This window comes from Salmonella sp. SG203 (assembly GCF_013350575.1).
Lineage (GTDB): Bacteria > Pseudomonadota > Gammaproteobacteria > Enterobacterales > Enterobacteriaceae > Salmonella > Salmonella enterica.
This window is the reverse complement of record NZ_SNMT01000011.1, coordinates 36,237-54,802: the sequence shown is the minus strand read 5'-3', so window position 1 is coordinate 54,802 and position 18,566 is coordinate 36,237. Positions and strand designations below refer to the sequence as shown.

The window sequence follows — 18,566 nt, the reverse complement described above, 5'->3', positions numbered from 1 at the left end:
CAGAACATCACACAGGTAAGCCCCGGGGTTATCGCGTTTAGGGAATATTATTTTTAATCTAGCGACCATGTTTTTCCCGCCATTCCGTATAGGCCTCGTCTCCGGCGAAGATCCCAAACCTTCCAGCCTGAATGATTTTCCTTTCTTGACGAAGAAACAGTGTGGCAGCGTAATAGCTCTCCCGATCCATATTCAAATCAGATAGCATGGTGGACAGTTTGACGGGTTGCATGATACGAATATATTTAAGAATGCGCTTCTCAAGTGACCGTTCCATAAATACTCCTGAGTAATTATCTCCGCTTTCACGATAACATATCGTTAAACAAAAACTGTACTTTTGGTTTGTAGTACCAAAACATTTTTAAGTGTAAATATCATTATGTACTTACAGATGTGTCATCTTTACATCCTGTGCTTTTGTCAGAGAAAAAAGCGCAGGAATACTTTTGGAACATTAATCACGACCTTTCCCCGCACATTATTGTTGGCTGGTGGACAGTCGCGCACAATTTTAAAGGAGAAAATCCTTCTTTATTCTTCTGGTCAAAATTTAGGCCTTCGTTTGCGATCACTTATTGAATCTGTCATAAGTGATCGGTGATGTCTGAATACACGGCGCAGCGTGTTCCAAGTGATCTTTCACGTTGTCGGGCGTCACACCTATCGTTTCATCTAATAATATCAATACATTTTTCTGGCTTGACCTGCATCTGCTGCATATGAAATAAGACCTATGCATATGAGTTTCTTTGCTGTTGATTTTATTATGTAGGGTTGAGATCTGACACCCTTCTTTTTTGGACGGAACCATGAGTAAATTTGCTCTTCTGCTGCTCGGGATTGGTGTGATCTTCGCGCTTATTATTATTCTGCTGGCCGTTATTGATGAGTATCTAAACGGCCATGACAGTTGATCACAGATATGCATCCTACCCAATGTTTCACTACCATTTTCAATCGACTAACTACTGCTCTTCTTTTTTTGTTGACATCCACACTCTGCAAGCACGAAAAAGATAGTCAGCGCCTAATTTACCCCACTATAGAGTACCATCAGGTGCCATATGTTGTTCCAGTAACCACCTTCAGGGGTCTGTCGACCCCTCTTTTTTCGAGGGAATTATGACTTCAATTGCTCTTATACTGTTCGGGTTTATTGTTGTCTATGCGGTTGTTATTGTTGTGGCGGTTTTAGCCGATAACTTTTTCCGTAAGAACGGATAGTTACCTCTTACGGTTGTAAGAGCAAAGCCCACACAAAAATTAATAACCAACAATAATTATATGGACGTCAGGCAGTACTAAAAGCCGAGCCTGTATTGTCTGGCCGTTATACTGCACTATCAGGTACTCTCTTTAAGCAGCGATAGTCCTTTATAATTAAAAAACTTGTACGTATTCTTGAATATGACCAGTTGAGCGGTTTTTCATAGTATTTTGTGCTATTGCATTCTTGAGCTTATATCTACAGATTTTTGACTGAACTCGCATACTATTTCTTTCATGGAGTACTCGTGCTATCTTCTGTTTTTATGCTATTTTTTTTCTTCAATTTCTGTCTGTGATGAATTTTATGTTGTCTATTTTTACCTAAACCACGACTGGCTGAAAATATTGTGAAAGTTTTGGCTATCTGCATTGTTGATACACTCATAACTACAATTTTATTTTCCTCAGATGGTAGCACAGCCTTTATTTGTGCCACGAATCACCATATGGTAGATCAACGCTGGAACAGGGAAATAGGAAAACGTTCCTTTATAATCAATATATTATCCGACCAAACAACCGAACATCCAATACATAACTGTTCGATTCCAGCGTGGCACTGTGGCAAAGGCGGTTAAGGTTGTTATAAATATCCATAATCACTTCACGAGACGACTACACCAAACCACGGCGAGGGGCACCATCTCAATGTCGGTGGTGATACATTCAGCACGGTGTTACTGAAGCCATGCGCTGCCCGTTTCTCTCCAGGTTTAACAATGGGCCTCAGTCGCAGCAAGACCAGCGGAGCTATACGGGGTATTTGATACGCTGGACTGGGCTCGCGCCAGTGGCCGGGCGATTATGAGTTGTACGCTCTGGAGGACATTATGGTTTGTTATCTTTTTTCTCAGGAATGAGAAATGAATTGATTGTTGAGAGTGAGATGGAGTTTCAGTGATTCTTGCTTACCTCTTTTATATGACAGGAAATCACTGTTATGAGCGAACATGAAAGGAAAGAACCGTCTGTAGATAAAGAGCAGTACATCACTGAAAGTCCACGCAATGAGGTGGGTGTATTGCATTCGGAAATGAATATCGAACTGCATACCAGATATGCAATCCTCCTTTGGGAAGGACAGAGTATCGAGAAGAATGAAAAAGGCCGGAGTGTCCGACACCGGCGCATCATTGGTATGCCCTTCTTTCTGCATCTCGTCGGCGTGATTAACCGGGATTCTTACCGGGATAATCCTTTTGCTGATCAGACCATGTTCTTACTCGAAGAGGAATTCCGGCGTGGTATGGAGGCAATTAACGGGTTGATCAAGAAACTTGACAGTATTCTGCATGATATTCCGGCCCGAATTTCATTAACAGAAGTTCTGTCGGTATCGCCCGTTAATATTTCAGTGTTCAGCCGAACCCCTGTAGGTTATCGCTGTGTCTGGCTTCTGATCGGTTTTGACCAGTTGGCTCTTAAAGCTTTTCAGGCCTGTCACTATGGCCTTATTTCACGTTCCCAGCGTGATGATTTTCTCAACCAGGGATCTCGTTTTATTCGCAGAGCTTATGGGCGCGCACTCAGCTATCGTTCTTTCCCTGTCACTCGCCGTGATGTTTATGAAAAAACGGTGGGCAGCCTGGATGCGGTGGAACACTTTGGTGACATTGATCCGGCGATAATGCTGGGGGAAAAACGTTCAGCATTCTCACCTCCGGTTAACCGACGCAGTATTGATGCGCTGAAAAAGGGGCATTTTGCAGATGAGGATCCGCCTGAAAGACGTATTGTCGCTGCAGCAGATAATAATGATTCTTCTGAATCCGGGGATGTACCGGCACTGATGCTGGCGCAGGCAGAAGAAGCCATAGCCCCAGATAACCCGGCAAATGAACTGACGGCTAATACAGTTATTGATATGGATGATTTATCCACGTTGTTGCCTCCGTCTCCGGAGCCGGAGTAAACCACGGTATGCGTCTTTTTCTGTGTGAGAAACCGTCTCAGGCAAGGGATATTGCGAAGGTCATTGGTGCCGGTCAGCGTGGTGACGGTTTTCTTTCCGGCCCGGGCGTTATTGTGGCCTGGGCCAGGGGACATCTGCTTGAGCAGGCAGATCCTGAAGCCTACGGCGAGCAGTACGGCAACCCCTGGCGGCTGGATGTGCTTCCCTTCGTGCCGCAGCAATGGAAGCTGGAGGTGAAAAAAGACGGCAGGGCACAGTTTTCGGTGATTAACCGTCTCCTGAAACAGGTGGATGAGGTGGTGATAGCCACTGACGCCGACAGGGAGGGAGAGGTGATTGCACGTGAGTTGCTGGAATACTGCCGTTTTCAGGGCCTGGTGTTCCGGTTATGGCTGTCTGCACTGGATGATGTCAGTATCCGCAATGCGCTGGCAAACATATGGCCGTCTGAGAAAACAGAAGCCCTGTACCGTGCCGGTGTTGGCCGTGGCCGGGCCGACTGGGTAACAGGGATGAATCTGACGCGTCTTTACACCCTGAAGGCCAGGGAAGCAGGTATCAGCGGGGTTATGTCTGTTGGCCGGGTCCAGACGCCCACACTTGCAATTGTTGTCCGGCGCGACCTTGAAATTGAGAATTTTATCCCGAAGCCATACTCTGACGTTATAGTCACTCTCATTTCTGGCAATATTGCTTTTCCGGTTAAATGGGTGGCGGCGGCACAGTACTGTGATGAAGAGGGGCGCTGTATTCAGGCCGGGATTGCCGCGCAGGTTGTGGAACTGTGCCGCCAGATAGCGTCGGCGACGGTCATTGACTGCCAGACGAAGCGGCAGAAGAAGTCCGCGCCTCTTGCGTTCAGTCTGGGTTCTCTGCAGCAGGCCTGCGCGGAAAAATTTTGTATGCCGGCACAGAAAGTACTGGATATAGCCCAGAGTCTCTATGAAACCCATAAACTGACCACTTATCCACGAACGGACTGCGGTTATCTGCCGGTATCGATGCGGGATGAAATTCGTGCGGTACTCGCCGCACTCATGCAGTCGGACCCGTTACTGAAGTCACATCCTGCGCTGGCGCAGCTGGACATCAGTCTGGTCTCCCGTATATGGAATGATAAAAAAATCACGGCTCACCATGGCATCATTCCGACGAAACAGGCGGGAAATCTGAGTCGGCTCAGTACCGATGAGCGGAATGTGTATCAGCTTATACGACAACACTATCTGGCCCAGTTTCTGCCGCAGATGGAAGTGGATGCGACGGAAGCGACATTTAACACAGGCGGGCAGTTGTTCCGTACGACCGGCAATGTGGTTGTGATGGCGGGATGGAAAGCGCTCTTTACTGAGACTTCCCGGACGGCGCAAATACCGGCCGACGGGAACGATGATAAAGAGGCCGTCTCACGGCTGCCGCCCCTTCAGGCCGGGCAAACCTGCCGGGTACAGGGGGCGGAGGAGAAACGTCTGCAGACAAAACCTCCTGTACCGTATAACGACGGAACCCTGATAGCGGCGATGACGAATGCCGCGTCGTTTGTTACGGATGCGGCCCTGAAAAAAGTGCTCAAAGAGAATGCGGGGATAGGGACTGAAGCGACCCGGGCAGGGATAATCGATACGCTGGTTAAACGCGGATTTCTGGTGAGGGAGAAAAAGGCACTGCATTCAACACCGACAGGGCGTGACCTGATAAGTGCCCTGCCATCCGCTTTAACCAGCCCGGGTCTGACTGCGCTGTGGGAGCAGTTACTGGATGAGGTTGCGGCAGGGCGGGTGAGTCTTGAGGATTTTATGGCGAAACAGAATGCATGGGTGGTGCAACTGGTCTGTCAGGGGAAATCGCAGCCGCTGGCAATGCAGTCTCCACCGGGGCCTCCCTGCCCGGAATGCGGTGGTCGAACGGTGCAGCGGCAGGGAAAGAATGGTGTATTTTTTGGTTGTGTGAACTACCCGTCTTGCAGGGGGATCTCTGGAAACGGTGGCCTGATAGTGAAAATACCAAAGGGCTTGAAAGTGAATCTACGATAACAGATTGTTTTTTACTTATGGGTCTGTCAGCATGTCCTTGGTACTCTGAAGGTGCCGCACCCCATGGCTGTAGGGCGTGTATGGCTTGTGCATTAGTTATACTCGTGACAGTCCGGCAGATCATCTTCTGAACAGGGTGGATCTGTGGCACAAAAACGTGTGAAACATTGTGCCGGGCTCAGGCTTCACGTTGCATTTTACTATAGAGCATGGTGCACTCTGCGATGGCGGTTTCCCGGAAGGGGCCGCCATTTTTGTTTTATTCCCGGCTGGTTTTTTTACTTTTTTTTGAACTTTATTTTCCGACTGTCCCTTCCTTGACTTCCCGTCAGCGTGTTTTAAAAATGAACAGGTTAACTCGTTGTCCATGAGACAACAGCCAATGCTTCGTGTGCGAGAGTACACAGTGATCTGAGAGAAGCGCCTTAGGGTGATCACAAGCCAAAGTCATTTCGGGTCTGAGACTGACGCCTTCGGGTGACCCAAGCCAATGCTACCGAAGCCTGAGAGGTGGCGTCTTTGGACGGTACGTCTGTTGACCCCTGGAAACAGACGTTGCGGCAGAAGTTTCTGTTGTGACGGGGGCGTATTAAGACTTTGACAGTCAGTGATGAATATTACTGGCCCCTGTGGGAAAACACTTCCTGACAGGGATGAATGTTTTCTCAACCATCTTTTATATACCTGGAGAAAACATCATGTCCGGAAATACTGACAAAAAAGAAGTGAACTACTTCAATCTAAATATTAACGGTCTGGGATATATCGGCAACGTTCGTAAAGTCGAGAACGGTAACAGTGCTTTTACCTGTTGCACTCTGAACGCTCTGTGTGGACCGACCGATAAAGCTGACTATGTGCGCTTTGATGTCACTGTTGCAGGTAAAGACGCAACGAGTCTGATTAACCGTTGCCAGAAAGCCTGTGATGAAGACAAGAAAGTGATGATTGCTTTTGTGCTCAGCGGTGTTAAACCGGATATTTTCACCCTTTCGAAAGGTGAACATGCCGGAGAAAACCGGGTCAGTCTCAAAACACGCCTTATCCGGGTGGACTGGATTAAAGTTGACGGCGAGATTGTCTATAAAGCAGAAAAAGCAGGTTCTACCCCTCCGGCACAGAATCAGACTCCGCAGAAGCAGTACGTGGAAGACTCATTCTGAGACCAGTTAATTTTAACTTAACTCCCCCTGGCGGTAACACACTTTCCGTCTGGAGGGTGTGTTTCGTTCATCAACTGATTAAGGAACACAATATGTTAAATTCAACGAAATTATCCACCGGTATACTGGCTGCAGAATATGCCGGTTTGTCTCTGCCTTTAAAGGTCCTTAGCAGCCGTTTTGGTTTCTATATCGGTACGGAAAACGAAATGGGGCCGGTATCCCGCGAATCCGTGGAGTATTTCACCACTGCTGAACTGGCTGAACGTGCACTCGAGCAGGGTTCATGGTCACAGCGTGAACGGCTTTAAGGAGAAATTATCATGGCTTCAAGAGGACTTAATAAGGTACAGCTCATCGGGCATCTGGGGCAGGATCCGGAAGTTCGGTATCTTCCTAATGGTAAAGCGGTAGTGAATTTGTCACTGGCGACATCAGATACCTGGAAAGACAAACAGACGGGTGAGCCGAAAGAACGCACTGAATGGCATCGAGTGGTACTTTACGAAAAATTGGCCGATGTTGCCGGTGAATATCTGCGTAAGGGGGCCCAGGTGTATATTGAGGGCGAACTGCGAACCCGGAAATGGACTGACCAGAATGGTCAGGAACGTTATACCACAGAAGTTGTGGTTTCCATGCAGGGCACTATGCAGATGCTAGGCAGTCGTGGTAACGGCGGTAATGCTGGTGGTGGTAATGGTCAGCTACAGGGTGGAAAAGGGCAACCTCAGCAACCGACTGGCCGTACCTACAGTGGCACACCTCCGAAACAGCATCCGGCGAATGAACCGCCGATGGACTTTGATGACGAGATCCCATTTTGACCGTTTATCTGTCATCGTTTAGTAAAGAATAAACACACATACCCCTGTTGATTCAGGGGTTTTTATTTATTGAGACTGAAAAATCGTCAAGCAGCAATTGACAATCTTTGGTGCATCGCTCACCTTGCAATTATGTAAAATTTGTTGGTTGTGGGTCAGTTCATATCTGAGAAAGAGTCGATTTTATACATGGGCTCTTTTTTGTTTCCTGCTAACGCTAAATAAACTGTTACGTAACCGAATTATCCATCCCGCAGCTTTCTTACTTTCGCATTACCATCTCATCAATAAACTGTTCGTCATCTTCTTTCGTGAAGAATTTCTGTTGAATTAATAATAGGTGTACCATCCGATTCTCGCTCGTAGCGGTATGACCATATTGGTCTTCATCTCCTATTGAGGGAGTTTCAGGAACAATGTCCGCTGCTGAGTTTGTGATGGTTTGAAACCATGGTGAATATAGAATTTTTTGGCTTCTTCCGTAAGCGCGTGGACCATGATTGCACGTACACCAATATTCTCGGCTACCCGATAGCAACGAAGCACTGCGTCATGCAGTAAATCAACACCAAGCTCTTTTCCACGGAATGAGACATCGACAGCCAAGCGGGCAAGTATAATGACAGGAATGGGGTCTGGCATATTACGCCGAAGGTTGCCTGTCGCTTCTGTATGGTTGACGCTCCCGGTGGCCAAAGAGTAAAGGCCGGCTATTTGTTTAGTGTCCTTCTTACAAACCACAAACGTTCGGGCCGCTCCGAGATCCTGGTTTTTGAGACCCCTCTGCTTTAACCAGTCATCGAGCACGACTTCACCGCTGACAAACTCCGCCACCTGATGAAGAGCGGATAAAGGTTCTGGTGCTGTTACACGTCCCACTGTGGTTTCCTTGCCAGCAGTTTTTCGATAACGGGATCATCTGCGACCGGTGCATCAATCATATCAATGAACTCTGCGTATTGCTCATCGTTAAAATTAAAGACGCGGCGGTCGAGGATAACATCCTCGGCCGCCTTACAGGCTATTTCCAGAATGAAATCTGTACGTGATTTGTGAAGGATATCAGCAGCGGCATCAATGAGTGCTCGCTGGGATTCTTTGGCCCTAAGGTTGAGTTGAACATCTGATTTCATGAAATATCTCCGTATAGCATTTGCTTTACAGAGTAGCACGGTGAGAATGTATAGCAATCACTATACATCAAGTTATCGTCTTTAATATTTAGAATGATGATGTCCGCTTCGTGCCAGAAGCAGAAGTAGCATAAGAACTTGTATGTTAAATCCGGCCGTATATGCTTCTGAAGTTAGGGATTCAAAAACATCAAAGCGGCGTGTCAGACCGTTGTCAGGTTACTGTCGGGTTATGATCGTGGTCGTGCAGGATTGTCTGGGCAACACTGTGAGCTGACCAACCAACTTCCATTCGGAGACATAATATGAGTAACACTAACAAATATAGGTCGCTGCGTCTTGCGCGAGCATGGTCCCAGGAACAGCTTGCCGAAGTGTCCGGACTGAGTGTGCGCACGGTGCAACGTATCGAGAATGGTGATCAGCCTAGCCTAGAAACACTGAGCGCCCTGGCAGCAGTATTTGAGGTGAGCGTTGCGGATCTTTCTGGCCCTGATGCGCCTAGCGATGACGCGCTCGACCAGCGAATTGCCGAAGCGAAGAACAACCTCGCTGAGGAAGGCCGTTTTTACCGGTCAGTAATTACAGCTATCGTTGTTTGTGCGCTGCTGCTTGCTCTTAACCACTTTACGGCCCCGGCCAGCGTATGGTCATTGTGGGTAGCGGGGATTTGGTTTGCACTGCTTGTTATTCGTGGTATGAGGACGTTTGTTTTTCGCGAGCTGATCAGCCGCTGGCAACAAAAGCGGCTGCGGCAGATGCTCCGGCGGTAAACGCGATTTGCAACAGAGATGTTATGTTTAAAATGATGAAGATATTTAGTAGTCATCAGTAAAGGTCCGCTCTTCGCTCACAGCGGACCTTAAGCTCAGTATGTCAGCCCGCTTTGTGCCAGGAGCGGACAACCATTCTGGCTATGTGAAGAGAGTCAAGGCTGCCTGTTGGCAGCTTTGGCAAAGCGAAAGCAGCAATACTATAAATTAGTTTTTACTAGATAATGCCTTTGTGAACCTACTTTAGGGAAATCAGGCAATGACATTTGAAGTATATAACCCTGTTTTTCATAAAACGGGAGAGCCTGAAAGCTAAACGTATCGACCAGGCCATGAATGCACCCTTTCAGCACGCCTTCTTTCTCAGCCATGCTCACAAGTTTGCTACCGGAATGTATATGTGCCAGTTATTGTGCTGGCGTTTTTTTGTAAATTTGTAAAAACAGTTGTTTATTGAGCGCTGATGTAAATCTCCCCAGGATGGCGGCTATTGATGGCCATCTGTCGGGATTTACCATGTCGATAAACACATACACCTTTCTCTGCCCCGGACTGTTTCTGGTGCTGGCCGGATGTACGCAGTCACCGGCGGCCTCTTCTGCCCGTGATGCGGCATTCAGCGGCAGCCTTAAACCTGTTGCGCCGGCAGATATCTGGCAGCGTTCTCCGGAGGTGACCCGCGAAGGACGCTACACGCTGGTCAGCGTGAAAAGTGCTGATGCCCAGCGTGAGCCCCTCAATCAGCTGATTGATATCACCATGCCGGGGTCGCTGGTAAACAGCGTGGGGGACGGCTTTCGTTACCTGCTGTTCCAGTCCGGCTATTCCCTGTGTGGTCGTTACGGTGCTGACTTTTCGGAGCTGCTGAACCGGCCACTGCCGGCCATCCAGCGGCGTCTGGGGCCTGTCCGTCTGAGCGAAGCGCTGCAGGTGGTGGCGGGACCGGCCTGGCGCATGACCGTGGATGAAGTGAACCGTGAGGTCTGCTTTGTGCTGCGGGATGCTTATCTGGTACAGGCACGTCCGGCGTCCTCACAGGTTACAGCTGCGCCGGCCGTATCTGCCTCCGCTGCGGGAGTATCTTCTGCCGGTGCGCAGACGCGTCAGAGTGAGACGCATCCTCTTCCGGCGGTGCCGGTACTCACGGCTTCCGGTACGGGGGGCAAGGGCACAGTGAAAACTGCGCCAGTGTCGACGTCGTCTTCCACTGCGGCAATAAACCAGATGGTCACGACAGGCGGGCACGCCGCTGCTTCCCCGTTGCTGACACCGGCGACAACAGACAACAAATCTTCATCCGCTGCGGTTGCAGCCTCAGCGACATCTCAGGCCACCCCGTCCCCGGCCGTTGGCGCAACCGGGAGTAACCCCTTCAGCGGAAAGGAACTGAGCGGCAAAACCACCGCACCCACGTCTGTCGTATCAACGGCGTCACCAGCCCCCGCACCTGCATTAGCCACCCCGGCCCCGAAACTGATCGGCACCCCGGTGAAGGCGCTGCCGTCCGGTCCGGAATGGAAGGCGGCTGCCGGTATCACCCTGCAGGAGACCCTGACCGCCTGGGCGGATAAGGCCGACTGTCCGAACGGCGGTCACTGGGTGGTTATCTGGCAGACCCCTGTGGATTACCGCATTGAGGCGCCGCTGACATTCCGCGGCAGTTTTGAATCGGCGCTGGATCAGGTGTTTGACCTGTACCGTCCGGCTGAAAAACGCCTCTATGCAGAAGCGAACCGGGCGCAGTGCCTGGTGTCGGTGACTGGCCGGCCGGTGGACCGCTGATGGGCTGGATGATTATGGCGCTGGGAATGGTTTTCATGCTGCTCACGGGGCACATGGTGGAGCGTCAGCGCCTGCAGACGCAGACGGGAGTGCAGATGGCTTCCGCCAGGCTGCCGGCACAGCAGATGCTGGGGCTGGCAGCAGCCATTAACGACTGGCGCCACGACCATCCGCTGCGTGACGGCATGGCACCGCTGTCTTCCCTGGCTCTGGTAAGTCCACCTGACAGCCGTATCCATCACCGTATTGTCAGCGACCGCCTCTGGGTGTGGCGGGCAGACACGCCGGGGCTGGTCAGTTCACTACGTATGCTGTCGGACGGTTCCGCGCTGGTTGGCACGGTCAGCCGCGGGCGTCTGGTGTGGCTGTCGGGCACGGACACCGGCCTGGCGTTGCCGCCGGGAGTTAAGGACGGGGACGTGGTGTACCTCAACTGAATCAGGAATCTGAAATCACGATGAAGAAAAACAGAATACGCGCGCTGACGGTCATTATCGTGACGGCACTGTCCGTCGCTCTGGCCGGCTGCAGCGAAATGGACAACATGTCCCGGACCATACGGGCTGACGCGGATATTGCGCAGCAGCATCTGGACAGCCAGAAGCGTCATCAGGATCCGCTGGTCTGGACGGACAAACAGTGGGTGAACCTGAAGCCCATCGCGCAGGCCACATCCTCCCCGCAGAAGGCGGGGCTGCCTGCCTGCAATATCACTGTCGGCAGTCGTGACGGACTGACGCTGCCTGAAATCAGCGGACTTATCACCCGTATCTGCGGCGTGCGGGTCATTCTTTCTCCGGAGGTGATGGCGGCCGGACACGGTGCGGGCTCAGCCGGCGTCACCCGCCGTACCAGTGGCCCGCTGCCGGTGCCGGATGACAGCGGGCGTATTCCGCTGGACCAGTTGGGCGTAGCCGGAGGTGGACAGCAGACTGCCCTCGCGCCGGCCACGCTGAACGGCCTGCGCTGGCAGGGACCGCTTGGTGGCCTGCTGGACAATATCACGGCCCGCACGGGGTTGTCCTGGCGTACTGACCATGGCGCGGTGGTGTTTTACCTGACAGAAACGCGAACCTTTCAGTTTGCCTTCCTGAATACCCGTGTGAACTCGAATGCCAGCGTCAGCTCCGGTTCAACCAGCTCCATGGGAACCAGCGGAGGCAGCGGGGGCGGTGATAACTCCGTTTCCGGCGATTCGTCCTCGTCGCAGAAAACCACCACGCTCCAGGATCGGGATGCATACGAAGATATCCGTAAAACGATGGAGACCATCCTCACCCCGGAGAAGGGGCGCTACTGGCTCTCCGAAAGTACCGGGGTACTGACGGTCACCGATACGCCTCAGGTGCTGGAGACCGTATCGCACTACGTTGATGAGCAGAACCGTGAAATGAACCGCCAGGTTCAGCTGAGCGTGAAAGTGCTCAGCGTCAGCAACACCCGCAATGAGCAGTTCGGTATTGACTGGAGCCTTGTCTATAAATCGCTGCAGCAGGTCGGGGCGACCCTGAACAATGCCGGCGGTGATATTGCCGGTGCAACATCGGCAGGCGTATCCATCCTCGGTACGGCAACCGGCAGCGCCGCCCGGTTCAGTGGCTCCTCCCTGCTTATCAAAGCGCTCAGCGAGCAGGGCGACATCAGTGTGGTGACCTCCCAGGACAGTACCGTCACCAACCTGACGCCGGTTCCCATCCAGATGGCGGACCAGACGGTCTATGTCGCGGGCAGTGCGACGACCACAACCACGGATGTGGGGGCCACGACCACGCTGACGCCCGGCATGATAACCACCGGTTTCAACATGACACTGCTGCCGCTTATCCGGCAGGCGGGCGACGTCCAGCTGCAGGTGAATTTCAATCTGTCAGACCCGCCGGCCATCCGCAGTTTCACCTCGAAAGATGGCAACAGTTATATCGAGATGCCCTACACGAAACTGCGCTCACTGAGCCAGAAGGTCAACCTTCGCGCCGGGCAGTCGCTGGTTCTGACCGGATTCAGCCAGGATAACACGTCGGTCAGGAAGAGCGGGACGTTCACCCCGGGCAATTTCCTCTTCGGGGGCGGCCGTAAGGGAGAACATGGCCGCAGCACGCTGGTGATTATTATCACGCCGTTACTGGCGGGGAATAACGGTGACTGAGATGGCGCAGATGAATTCAGATGCTGTGACCCTCCTGGCTGCCGGGCGCCGGCTGTGGGCTGTGGGTCTGCGCTGGGAGGAAGAAACCCTGAACGTCCCCCGAAACCGTCGCCGGGTGGAAAAAAACAGTGCCGTCAGGGCGCGCGCCAGGAATGAGGGCGTGGCCCTTACCCTGACGGTCCGCCAGGGACGCCGCGGCAGACGAGTGAAAGCGGCGGGCCGGACGGCTCCCCGCCCGCGCAGGACGGTGTATTCGCTGGCGGCGGCATTCAGCCGGCGCAGCGGAGCTGCTGCGTATGGCATCTATTGCCTGGACGCGGAGGCGTCACGCTACGTGTTTCTGGCCACGGTGGGCGGTCTGCCGTCGGTGATGGGGGATGTGGCCGGTACCGCAGAGGAGACCGGGCAAGCCCTGCAGCGGTTCCTGGCCTTTAACACGGCACCGGAAGGGGGCTGGAGCATCACTTCACCGGTGGATTCGCCGCTGCCCTGGGAGACGCTGGTCGCTTCTGCGGACCGCCGGGTTCTGGCGGCCTCCCGGCTGCGGCCGGTTCGTCAGGGTATAAGACCACTGTCGGTGGTGGCGGGACTGGCGTTACTGGGCGCTGCCGCATTCTGGCTGTGGCCGGAGGACGTGGAGGACGCTCCCCCCATTTTATCAGACGTTATCCCCGCCACTCCCGTGCCGGCGCCGGTTTACCTGCCTCACCCCTGGAAGGACATGATGCCGGTACCGGTGTTTCTGGCTCGCTGCCGGGTGTGGCGCAGGGCCGTCCCGGTTTATCTGGATAACTGGAAACTGGCCCGGGGGGAGTGCACGACTGAAGGCCTGCTGCTGGTTTACAGCCGTCAGCCTGGCGGGACGGCGGCTGGCTTTTCCCGCAGGGCGATGGACGTGTTTCATCGCCGGCCGGTCATCAACCTGGTGTCCGGCGGCGGGGAAGGTACCCTGCATTTTCCCTGGCCTGCGGTGACGTCTGCGGATGAGCCGGCCCCGCCGGTGCCCGTACAGCTGATGCGGGTGGTGTCCTGGTTTCAGGCGCATCAGGTCACACTGGCGCTGACGGCGGTGAATGAGGAGCCCGGGATGCCCGGGGATGACGGTACGCCACCACCGGTTCAGGACTGGCAGGAGTACACCTTCACCCTGAAGGACGACCGGCTGCCGGAGAGTCTGGCGGGTCCGGCGGACGGGCGGGGAATACGGATAAGCAAAGTGGTTTTCACGCTCAACGGAGACAGCCGGCTGACGTACGAGACGGAGGGACATATTTATGCCGGTAAGAAATAAGGCAGCCATGGCTGCAGCCAGCACCACTGCGGTACTGGTACTGCTGGTTCCGCTGCTGACGGGCAGCATACGGGCACAGGCGGCAGAAAACGTTCCGTCGTTCGCGCCGACGGAGGCTATCCCCCCGACTGCAGAAGAGACGGGGCAGCCGGAAGGTTCCGTGCCGCAGGTACAGACTCCGGTGACAGACTCTGTCCCGCCGGTCGCACCGCCGGGCAGTATCACGCTGGGGATGCTGGAGCATATTCAGCAGAAGAATCTGTTGCTGGCGGCACAGGTGCAGACCGCACAACTGAAACGCCAGCTGGAAGAAGCGGGCAGCGACACCCCGGCTGCTGCGACTATCGCGCCGTCAGCACCGGGGCTGACGGTCCCCTCACAGGGCGCGGGGCTACCGGACAGCACGGCCACGTCACGGGGGCCGGGCCGGCCGCAGGTGCTGGAAATCAGCGGAAAGGGCAGCGCGTTGTATGCCGTGCTGCAGATGCCGGACGGCTCCCGGCCGGAGGTGACCCGCGGCAGCAGGGTGACCATCGGGAAGGCCACGCTGACGGTCAGCCGGGTCTCACTGAGCGGCATCACGCTCAGCGACGGTTCTGCGCTGCCGTTCTGATTCAGGGGATAAATGTATGACCAGGGAAAATCAGTATCAGGACGAGGACAGCGGGGTTCTGCTGTACCACAACCCGGAAACCCGTGAAACGGAGATCCTGATTGATGAGCACCGCCGCAACCAGAGCACCGTTCAGACGTCGGTGATGCGGCTGCTGGGCGAGCATGCCCGCTCTTCCACCCGGTTTGTGTCCCGTTCGGTGCTGCAGAACTGCCGGCAGGCGCAGGTCCGGCAGGCCGCGTCGGGCGAGCCGGGCCTGTCCCTGAAAGACCTGGCGGACGTCAGCCAGCGCCAGGCTGAGGTACTCGGATATTTTCAGACCGCGCGCCAGATCGGCAGCTCCGATATTCATGTGACAACCAGCCCCGGGCTGACCCGGATTGAAATGCGGGTTCACGGTGACCTGGTGACGGTGGCCGAACTGGGGGAGCAGGACGGGGAGTCGCTGGCCGCCACCATCATTCTGTCGATGTGTGATGTCACCGAAGTCCAGTTCTTCCCGATGCGCAAGCAGGACGGGCGGGTGGCGGCGACCTTCCTGAAGAAAGTCGGGCTGTTTGGCGCCCGCTACAGCCACACGCCGACGGCAGACGGCCTGCACTTTGTCATGCGTACCATTAATGACGACGGTGACCGGGTGCCGTCACTGGAACAGCTCGGCTTCCTGCCGGCGCAGGTGGTTCTGGTACAGCGCATTCTTCGCCTGCCGGAGGGGATGGTCATTCTGTCCGGCCCCACGGGCTCGGGAAAATCCACCACGCTGAGGAGCTTCAGCCGTATCTGGCTGGAGCGGACCGGGTTCCTTAAACGCCTGCTGACGGTGGAAGACCCGCCGGAAGGACGTATTGCCGGTGCCATTCAGACGCCGATTATCTGCGACAAGGCGGATGAGGCGGAGGTCAGACGGGCCTGGGAGCGCGCCATTTCCAGCGCACTGCGCCTTGACCCGGATGCGATCATGCCGGGTGAGCTTCGGGACCTGATATCGATACTGGCGGGTATCTTCGCCGCCCAGACGGGGCACCTGGTGATGAGCACGCTGCACACCAACAGCGCGCTGTCGATCCCGGAACGCATGATAACCATGGGCGTTGAAGCTGCGCTGATTCTGGATGCGCAGCTGATGGTGGGGCTTATCAGCCAGCGGCTGGTAAAGACGCTGTGCCCGCACTGTAAGGTACCGTGGGCGCAGAAGAAAGCGGAACTGAGCGAAGAGCAGCGCACATATCTGGAGAAATACTGCAGCGAGCCCGGGCTGTGCCGTCCGGAGGATTTGTACTTCCGCCATCCGGAAGGCTGTGAGCACTGCCGGAAGGCGGTGGTACTGAATGGCCGCACGGTGGCGACGGTGGGACATGGCGTGACCGGACGCAGTGTGGTGGCGGAGGTTATCCGCCCGGATGCGCGGCTGTTCCGTCTGCTGAAAACCGGGAGCAAGGAAGCGGCCCGACGTTACTGGATGGCGAACGGCGGTATCACCCGCCGTACTCATCTGCTGCACAAACTCGGGGCCGGTCTGGCTGACCCGCTGGAGGCGGATGAGACCATCCCGCTGGACGAGGACGATGTGCTGCAGGTGGAAGACAGTTTTTCTGCACAGGCTGCGGGTACCGCAGCCATTTCCGGCAGTGCCGTCTTGAGCGAAGAGCTGAAATTGCTGGTCAGTCAGGCGGTCTCATCCGGGATTGAGGAGGGGCTGGCGCGGGGGCTACAGGAAGCCCTGAAGGTGGCGCTGAGCGCCCTGCGCCAGAACGCGGCGACGCGGACAAACCCGAGTGGGAGTCAGGTAAATCATAACGCCGGTCATTCTGGCAACAGCAACAGCGGAGGTGGGCATGGCAAATGAAAATAACACGCGTACCGGGCTACTGCAGCGGATGCGTTACGGGATTGTCCGCCGGACGTTCAGCGGGGAGTACCGTATCCGGTTCTATGAGGCGCTGCGTTTTCTGCTGGCCAACCAGGTTCCGCTGAAGCTTGCCCTGGAGCAGATACGCGACGCGTACACGAATTTCGGGCAGCGCTGGCACCCCTTTGCCGAACTGGCGCAGGACTGTATGGACGCACTCAGCGACAACAGCGAAGCGCACAGTCTGGAAAACACACTGGCCCGCTGGGTTCCGGCGGAGGAGGCGGCGCTGATAAGCGCCGGTATGAAGAGCGGTTGCCTGCCTGACGCGCTGGCGCAGGCCGTACTGCTGACAACCTGCCGTCGCCGGATACTGGGAATGGTACTCAGAATGTCGGTTTACCCGGTGGGCCTGGTGGCGATGCTGGCTGCCACTGTCCTTGTGTTTGACCTCTCACTGATACCGGAGCTGGAGAAAATGTCGTCGCCGGACACATGGGAGGGCGCACTGGGGTTTCTCTATGCGCTGACCGTTTTTACCGACAGCCACGGCCTGATTGTCGCCGGTATTCTGGTGGTGGCGGTTGTCTGGATATTCTGGTCGCTGCCGCGCTGGACGCGGCCTGACGGGGTACGACGGCTGGCCGACGGTGTGGTGCCGTGGTCGGTTTACAAAGATATCCAGGGGGCGGTGTTCCTGCTGAATATGGCCTCCCTGCTGGCGGCTCAGGTGCCGCTGCTGAATGCCCTGCAGCTGCAGATGCGCTTTGCCTCTCCGTGGCTTGCGGTCAGGCTGGACGCCATCATCGCCCGGGTGGAGGAGGGGGAGCACTTCGGACTGGCGCTGAGGAATTCAGGCTGTGACTTCCCGTCACGGGAAGCGGCTAACTTTTTATCCCTGCTGACCCGGGGGGACGGCGCCCCGGACGTGATTGCCCGTTACGGCGAACGCTGGCTGGAACAGACGCTGGAGCGGGTGAACGGCCGGGCCAACCGGATACGTTTGCTGATGCTGGCGGCACTGGTGGGTGTTCTGGTGTTGCTGGTTTCGACGGTGATGACCATCTCTCAGATGGGCGGCAGTGATATAAGCGGGGCGGGCTGATGTCCGCCAGAGAGAACCAGAAACTAATCAATGAATAAGGAAAGACAAATGAATGAGAGCGTGATTTCCCTGAACTCCGGCAACGGCGGTAACAGTCGGGAGCCTGACCGCGGCTGGGCGCTGATGGAGCAGGGCGTGGTGGGGATAGTGATTATCGTGGTGATAGTGTCGGTCCTGGCCTATGCCCTGACGCTGTGGCTGCGCAAGGATGTGGCCTCGGAGACCACGAATATCCAGACCATCATTACCGGCACGCAGGGGCTGCTGAAGGATTCTGACGGATACAACTTTACCTCAGCGGCGAAAATGACCGGGGCGCTGATTCAGCAGGGTGGGGTATCCAGAAGTATGACCATCCGCGGTGACGTGCAGGCGGGTACGGCCACGCTGTGGAACACGTGGGGGGGCGCAGTAACGCTGACCCCGCTGAACACGGCGGGCTTTAATAATGGCTTCACCCTGACCTATGAAAAAGTACCGCAGGCAGCCTGTGTTCAGATAGCCACGCGCCTGAGCAAGTCCGGTGTGGTGGACGGTATCACGATTAACGCCACGGCTCATGCTGACGGGAAGGTGACGACAGAGCAGGCGGGGGCACAGTGCACGAAGGACAGCGGACGTACCGGCACCAACAAACTGATATTCACCGTGAACAACTGATATTTGT

General features: G+C 54.9%; 17 protein-coding genes and 2 pseudogenes. 14 read left to right on the top strand and 5 right to left on the bottom strand.

Features of this window, described 5'->3' with window-relative positions; translation table 11 throughout:
* Positions 1–58 precede the first annotated feature (58 nt).
* Positions 59–277: a hypothetical protein gene (locus HV477_RS16430; RefSeq protein ID WP_079970347.1), complete on the bottom strand. Its 219-nt coding sequence runs from the start codon at positions 275–277 to the stop codon at positions 59–61.
* A 1,227-nt stretch (positions 278–1,504) separates the two neighbouring features.
* The gene (locus HV477_RS16425) at positions 1,505–1,708 is read right to left on the bottom strand and encodes a hypothetical protein (protein WP_175065178.1); all 204 of its coding nucleotides are present in this window, start codon (positions 1,706–1,708) and stop codon (positions 1,505–1,507) included.
* A gap of 504 nt (positions 1,709–2,212) precedes the next feature.
* On the opposite strand from HV477_RS16425, the gene HV477_RS16420 reads away from it, so the two are divergent.
* From HV477_RS16420 to HV477_RS16400, 5 genes are all read left to right on the top strand, one after another.
* Positions 2,213–3,184: a PFL_4669 family integrating conjugative element protein gene (locus tag HV477_RS16420; protein ID WP_079970348.1), complete on the top strand. Its 972-nt coding sequence runs from the start codon at positions 2,213–2,215 to the stop codon at positions 3,182–3,184.
* Positions 3,185–3,192: 8 nt separating this feature from the next.
* Complete coding sequence (locus HV477_RS16415) at positions 3,193–5,217, top strand: DNA topoisomerase III (RefSeq protein WP_175065177.1); 2,025 nt, start codon at positions 3,193–3,195, stop codon at positions 5,215–5,217.
* 698 nt (positions 5,218–5,915) lie between these two features.
* On the top strand, positions 5,916–6,380 hold the full coding sequence (locus tag HV477_RS16410) for an STY4534 family ICE replication protein (RefSeq protein ID WP_023222080.1): 465 nt from the start codon (positions 5,916–5,918) through the stop codon (positions 6,378–6,380).
* A 92-nt stretch (positions 6,381–6,472) separates the two neighbouring features.
* On the top strand, positions 6,473–6,691 hold the full coding sequence (locus HV477_RS16405) for a hypothetical protein (protein WP_058107245.1): 219 nt from the start codon (positions 6,473–6,475) through the stop codon (positions 6,689–6,691).
* A 12-nt stretch (positions 6,692–6,703) separates the two neighbouring features.
* Positions 6,704–7,207 carry a single-stranded DNA-binding protein gene (locus HV477_RS16400; protein WP_079970350.1) on the top strand — a complete coding sequence of 168 codons (504 nt, stop codon included), beginning with the start codon at positions 6,704–6,706 and terminating at the stop codon, positions 7,205–7,207.
* Positions 7,208–7,600: 393 nt separating this feature from the next.
* Here HV477_RS16400 and HV477_RS16395 read toward each other — a convergent pair whose 3' ends face one another.
* Together HV477_RS16395 and HV477_RS16390 are read right to left on the bottom strand one after the other, a co-directional pair.
* Positions 7,601–8,086 (bottom strand): GNAT family N-acetyltransferase, encoded by a 486-nt coding sequence (locus HV477_RS16395; RefSeq protein WP_175065176.1) that lies wholly within the window; start codon positions 8,084–8,086, stop codon positions 7,601–7,603.
* A complete protein-coding gene (locus tag HV477_RS16390) occupies positions 8,074–8,340 on the bottom strand; it encodes a DUF1778 domain-containing protein (RefSeq protein WP_070802819.1) in 267 nt (88 codons plus the stop codon). The genes HV477_RS16395 and HV477_RS16390 overlap by 13 nt, the downstream gene beginning before the upstream one ends.
* Before the next feature lie 305 nt (positions 8,341–8,645).
* On the opposite strand from HV477_RS16390, the gene HV477_RS16385 reads away from it, so the two are divergent.
* Positions 8,646–9,113, top strand: a complete 468-nt coding sequence (locus tag HV477_RS16385; protein WP_175065175.1) for a helix-turn-helix domain-containing protein — start codon at positions 8,646–8,648, stop codon at positions 9,111–9,113.
* Between the two features lie 200 nt (positions 9,114–9,313).
* Here HV477_RS16385 and HV477_RS16380 read toward each other — a convergent pair.
* Positions 9,314–9,502, bottom strand: a pseudogene (locus tag HV477_RS16380) (GNAT family N-acetyltransferase); the annotation flags it as partial.
* A gap of 127 nt (positions 9,503–9,629) precedes the next feature.
* On the opposite strand from HV477_RS16380, the gene HV477_RS16375 reads away from it, so the two are divergent.
* The 8 genes and pseudogenes from HV477_RS16375 to HV477_RS16340 all read left to right on the top strand — a co-directional run bounded on the left by HV477_RS16375 (position 9,630) and on the right by HV477_RS16340 (position 18,559).
* Positions 9,630–10,895, top strand: coding sequence for a TcpQ domain-containing protein (locus tag HV477_RS16375; protein ID WP_121768149.1), 1,266 nt, complete (start codon positions 9,630–9,632; stop codon positions 10,893–10,895).
* Positions 10,895–11,332, top strand: a complete 438-nt coding sequence (pilM, locus tag HV477_RS16370; protein ID WP_175065174.1) for a type IV pilus biogenesis protein PilM — start codon at positions 10,895–10,897, stop codon at positions 11,330–11,332. The genes HV477_RS16375 and pilM overlap by 1 nt, the downstream gene beginning before the upstream one ends.
* Before the next feature lie 20 nt (positions 11,333–11,352).
* Positions 11,353–13,041 (top strand): PilN family type IVB pilus formation outer membrane protein, encoded by a 1,689-nt coding sequence (locus HV477_RS16365; protein WP_175065173.1) that lies wholly within the window; start codon positions 11,353–11,355, stop codon positions 13,039–13,041.
* A 10-nt stretch (positions 13,042–13,051) separates the two neighbouring features.
* Positions 13,052–14,332, top strand: coding sequence for a type 4b pilus protein PilO2 (gene pilO2 / locus HV477_RS16360; RefSeq protein ID WP_175065172.1), 1,281 nt, complete (start codon positions 13,052–13,054; stop codon positions 14,330–14,332).
* 7 nt (positions 14,333–14,339) lie between these two features.
* Positions 14,340–14,945 (top strand): type IV pilus biogenesis protein PilP, encoded by a 606-nt coding sequence (pilP, locus tag HV477_RS16355; protein WP_175065171.1) that lies wholly within the window; start codon positions 14,340–14,342, stop codon positions 14,943–14,945.
* 16 nt (positions 14,946–14,961) lie between these two features.
* Positions 14,962–16,530 (top strand): annotated as a pseudogene (locus HV477_RS16350) (GspE/PulE family protein); the annotation flags it as partial.
* 250 nt (positions 16,531–16,780) lie between these two features.
* The gene (locus HV477_RS16345) at positions 16,781–17,899 is read left to right on the top strand and encodes a type II secretion system F family protein (protein WP_080073607.1); all 1,119 of its coding nucleotides are present in this window, start codon (positions 16,781–16,783) and stop codon (positions 17,897–17,899) included.
* 48 nt (positions 17,900–17,947) lie between these two features.
* Positions 17,948–18,559, top strand: coding sequence for a type 4 pilus major pilin (locus tag HV477_RS16340; RefSeq protein WP_070802801.1), 612 nt, complete (start codon positions 17,948–17,950; stop codon positions 18,557–18,559).
* Positions 18,560–18,566 lie beyond the last annotated feature (7 nt).

Bases quoted from the DNA above. Each gene is read 5' to 3' on its own strand.
- pilP (WP_175065171.1), top strand. From the start codon at position 14,340: ATGGCTGCAGCCAGCACCACTGCGGTACTGGTACTGCTGGTTCCGCTG.
- HV477_RS16340 (WP_070802801.1), top strand. From the start codon at position 17,948: ATGAATGAGAGCGTGATTTCCCTGAACTCCGGCAACGGCGGTAACAGT.
- HV477_RS16420 (WP_079970348.1), top strand. From the start codon at position 2,213: ATGAGCGAACATGAAAGGAAAGAACCGTCTGTAGATAAAGAGCAGTAC.
- HV477_RS16405 (WP_058107245.1), top strand. From the start codon at position 6,473: ATGTTAAATTCAACGAAATTATCCACCGGTATACTGGCTGCAGAATAT.
- pilO2 (WP_175065172.1), top strand. From the start codon at position 13,052: ATGAATTCAGATGCTGTGACCCTCCTGGCTGCCGGGCGCCGGCTGTGG.
- HV477_RS16430 (WP_079970347.1), bottom strand. From the start codon at position 277: ATGGAACGGTCACTTGAGAAGCGCATTCTTAAATATATTCGTATCATG.
- HV477_RS16400 (WP_079970350.1), top strand. From the start codon at position 6,704: ATGGCTTCAAGAGGACTTAATAAGGTACAGCTCATCGGGCATCTGGGG.
- HV477_RS16390 (WP_070802819.1), bottom strand. From the start codon at position 8,340: ATGAAATCAGATGTTCAACTCAACCTTAGGGCCAAAGAATCCCAGCGA.
- HV477_RS16410 (WP_023222080.1), top strand. From the start codon at position 5,916: ATGTCCGGAAATACTGACAAAAAAGAAGTGAACTACTTCAATCTAAAT.
- HV477_RS16365 (WP_175065173.1), top strand. From the start codon at position 11,353: ATGAAGAAAAACAGAATACGCGCGCTGACGGTCATTATCGTGACGGCA.
- HV477_RS16345 (WP_080073607.1), top strand. From the start codon at position 16,781: ATGGCAAATGAAAATAACACGCGTACCGGGCTACTGCAGCGGATGCGT.
- HV477_RS16385 (WP_175065175.1), top strand. From the start codon at position 8,646: ATGAGTAACACTAACAAATATAGGTCGCTGCGTCTTGCGCGAGCATGG.
- HV477_RS16415 (WP_175065177.1), top strand. From the start codon at position 3,193: ATGCGTCTTTTTCTGTGTGAGAAACCGTCTCAGGCAAGGGATATTGCG.
- HV477_RS16375 (WP_121768149.1), top strand. From the start codon at position 9,630: ATGTCGATAAACACATACACCTTTCTCTGCCCCGGACTGTTTCTGGTG.
- pilM (WP_175065174.1), top strand. From the start codon at position 10,895: ATGGGCTGGATGATTATGGCGCTGGGAATGGTTTTCATGCTGCTCACG.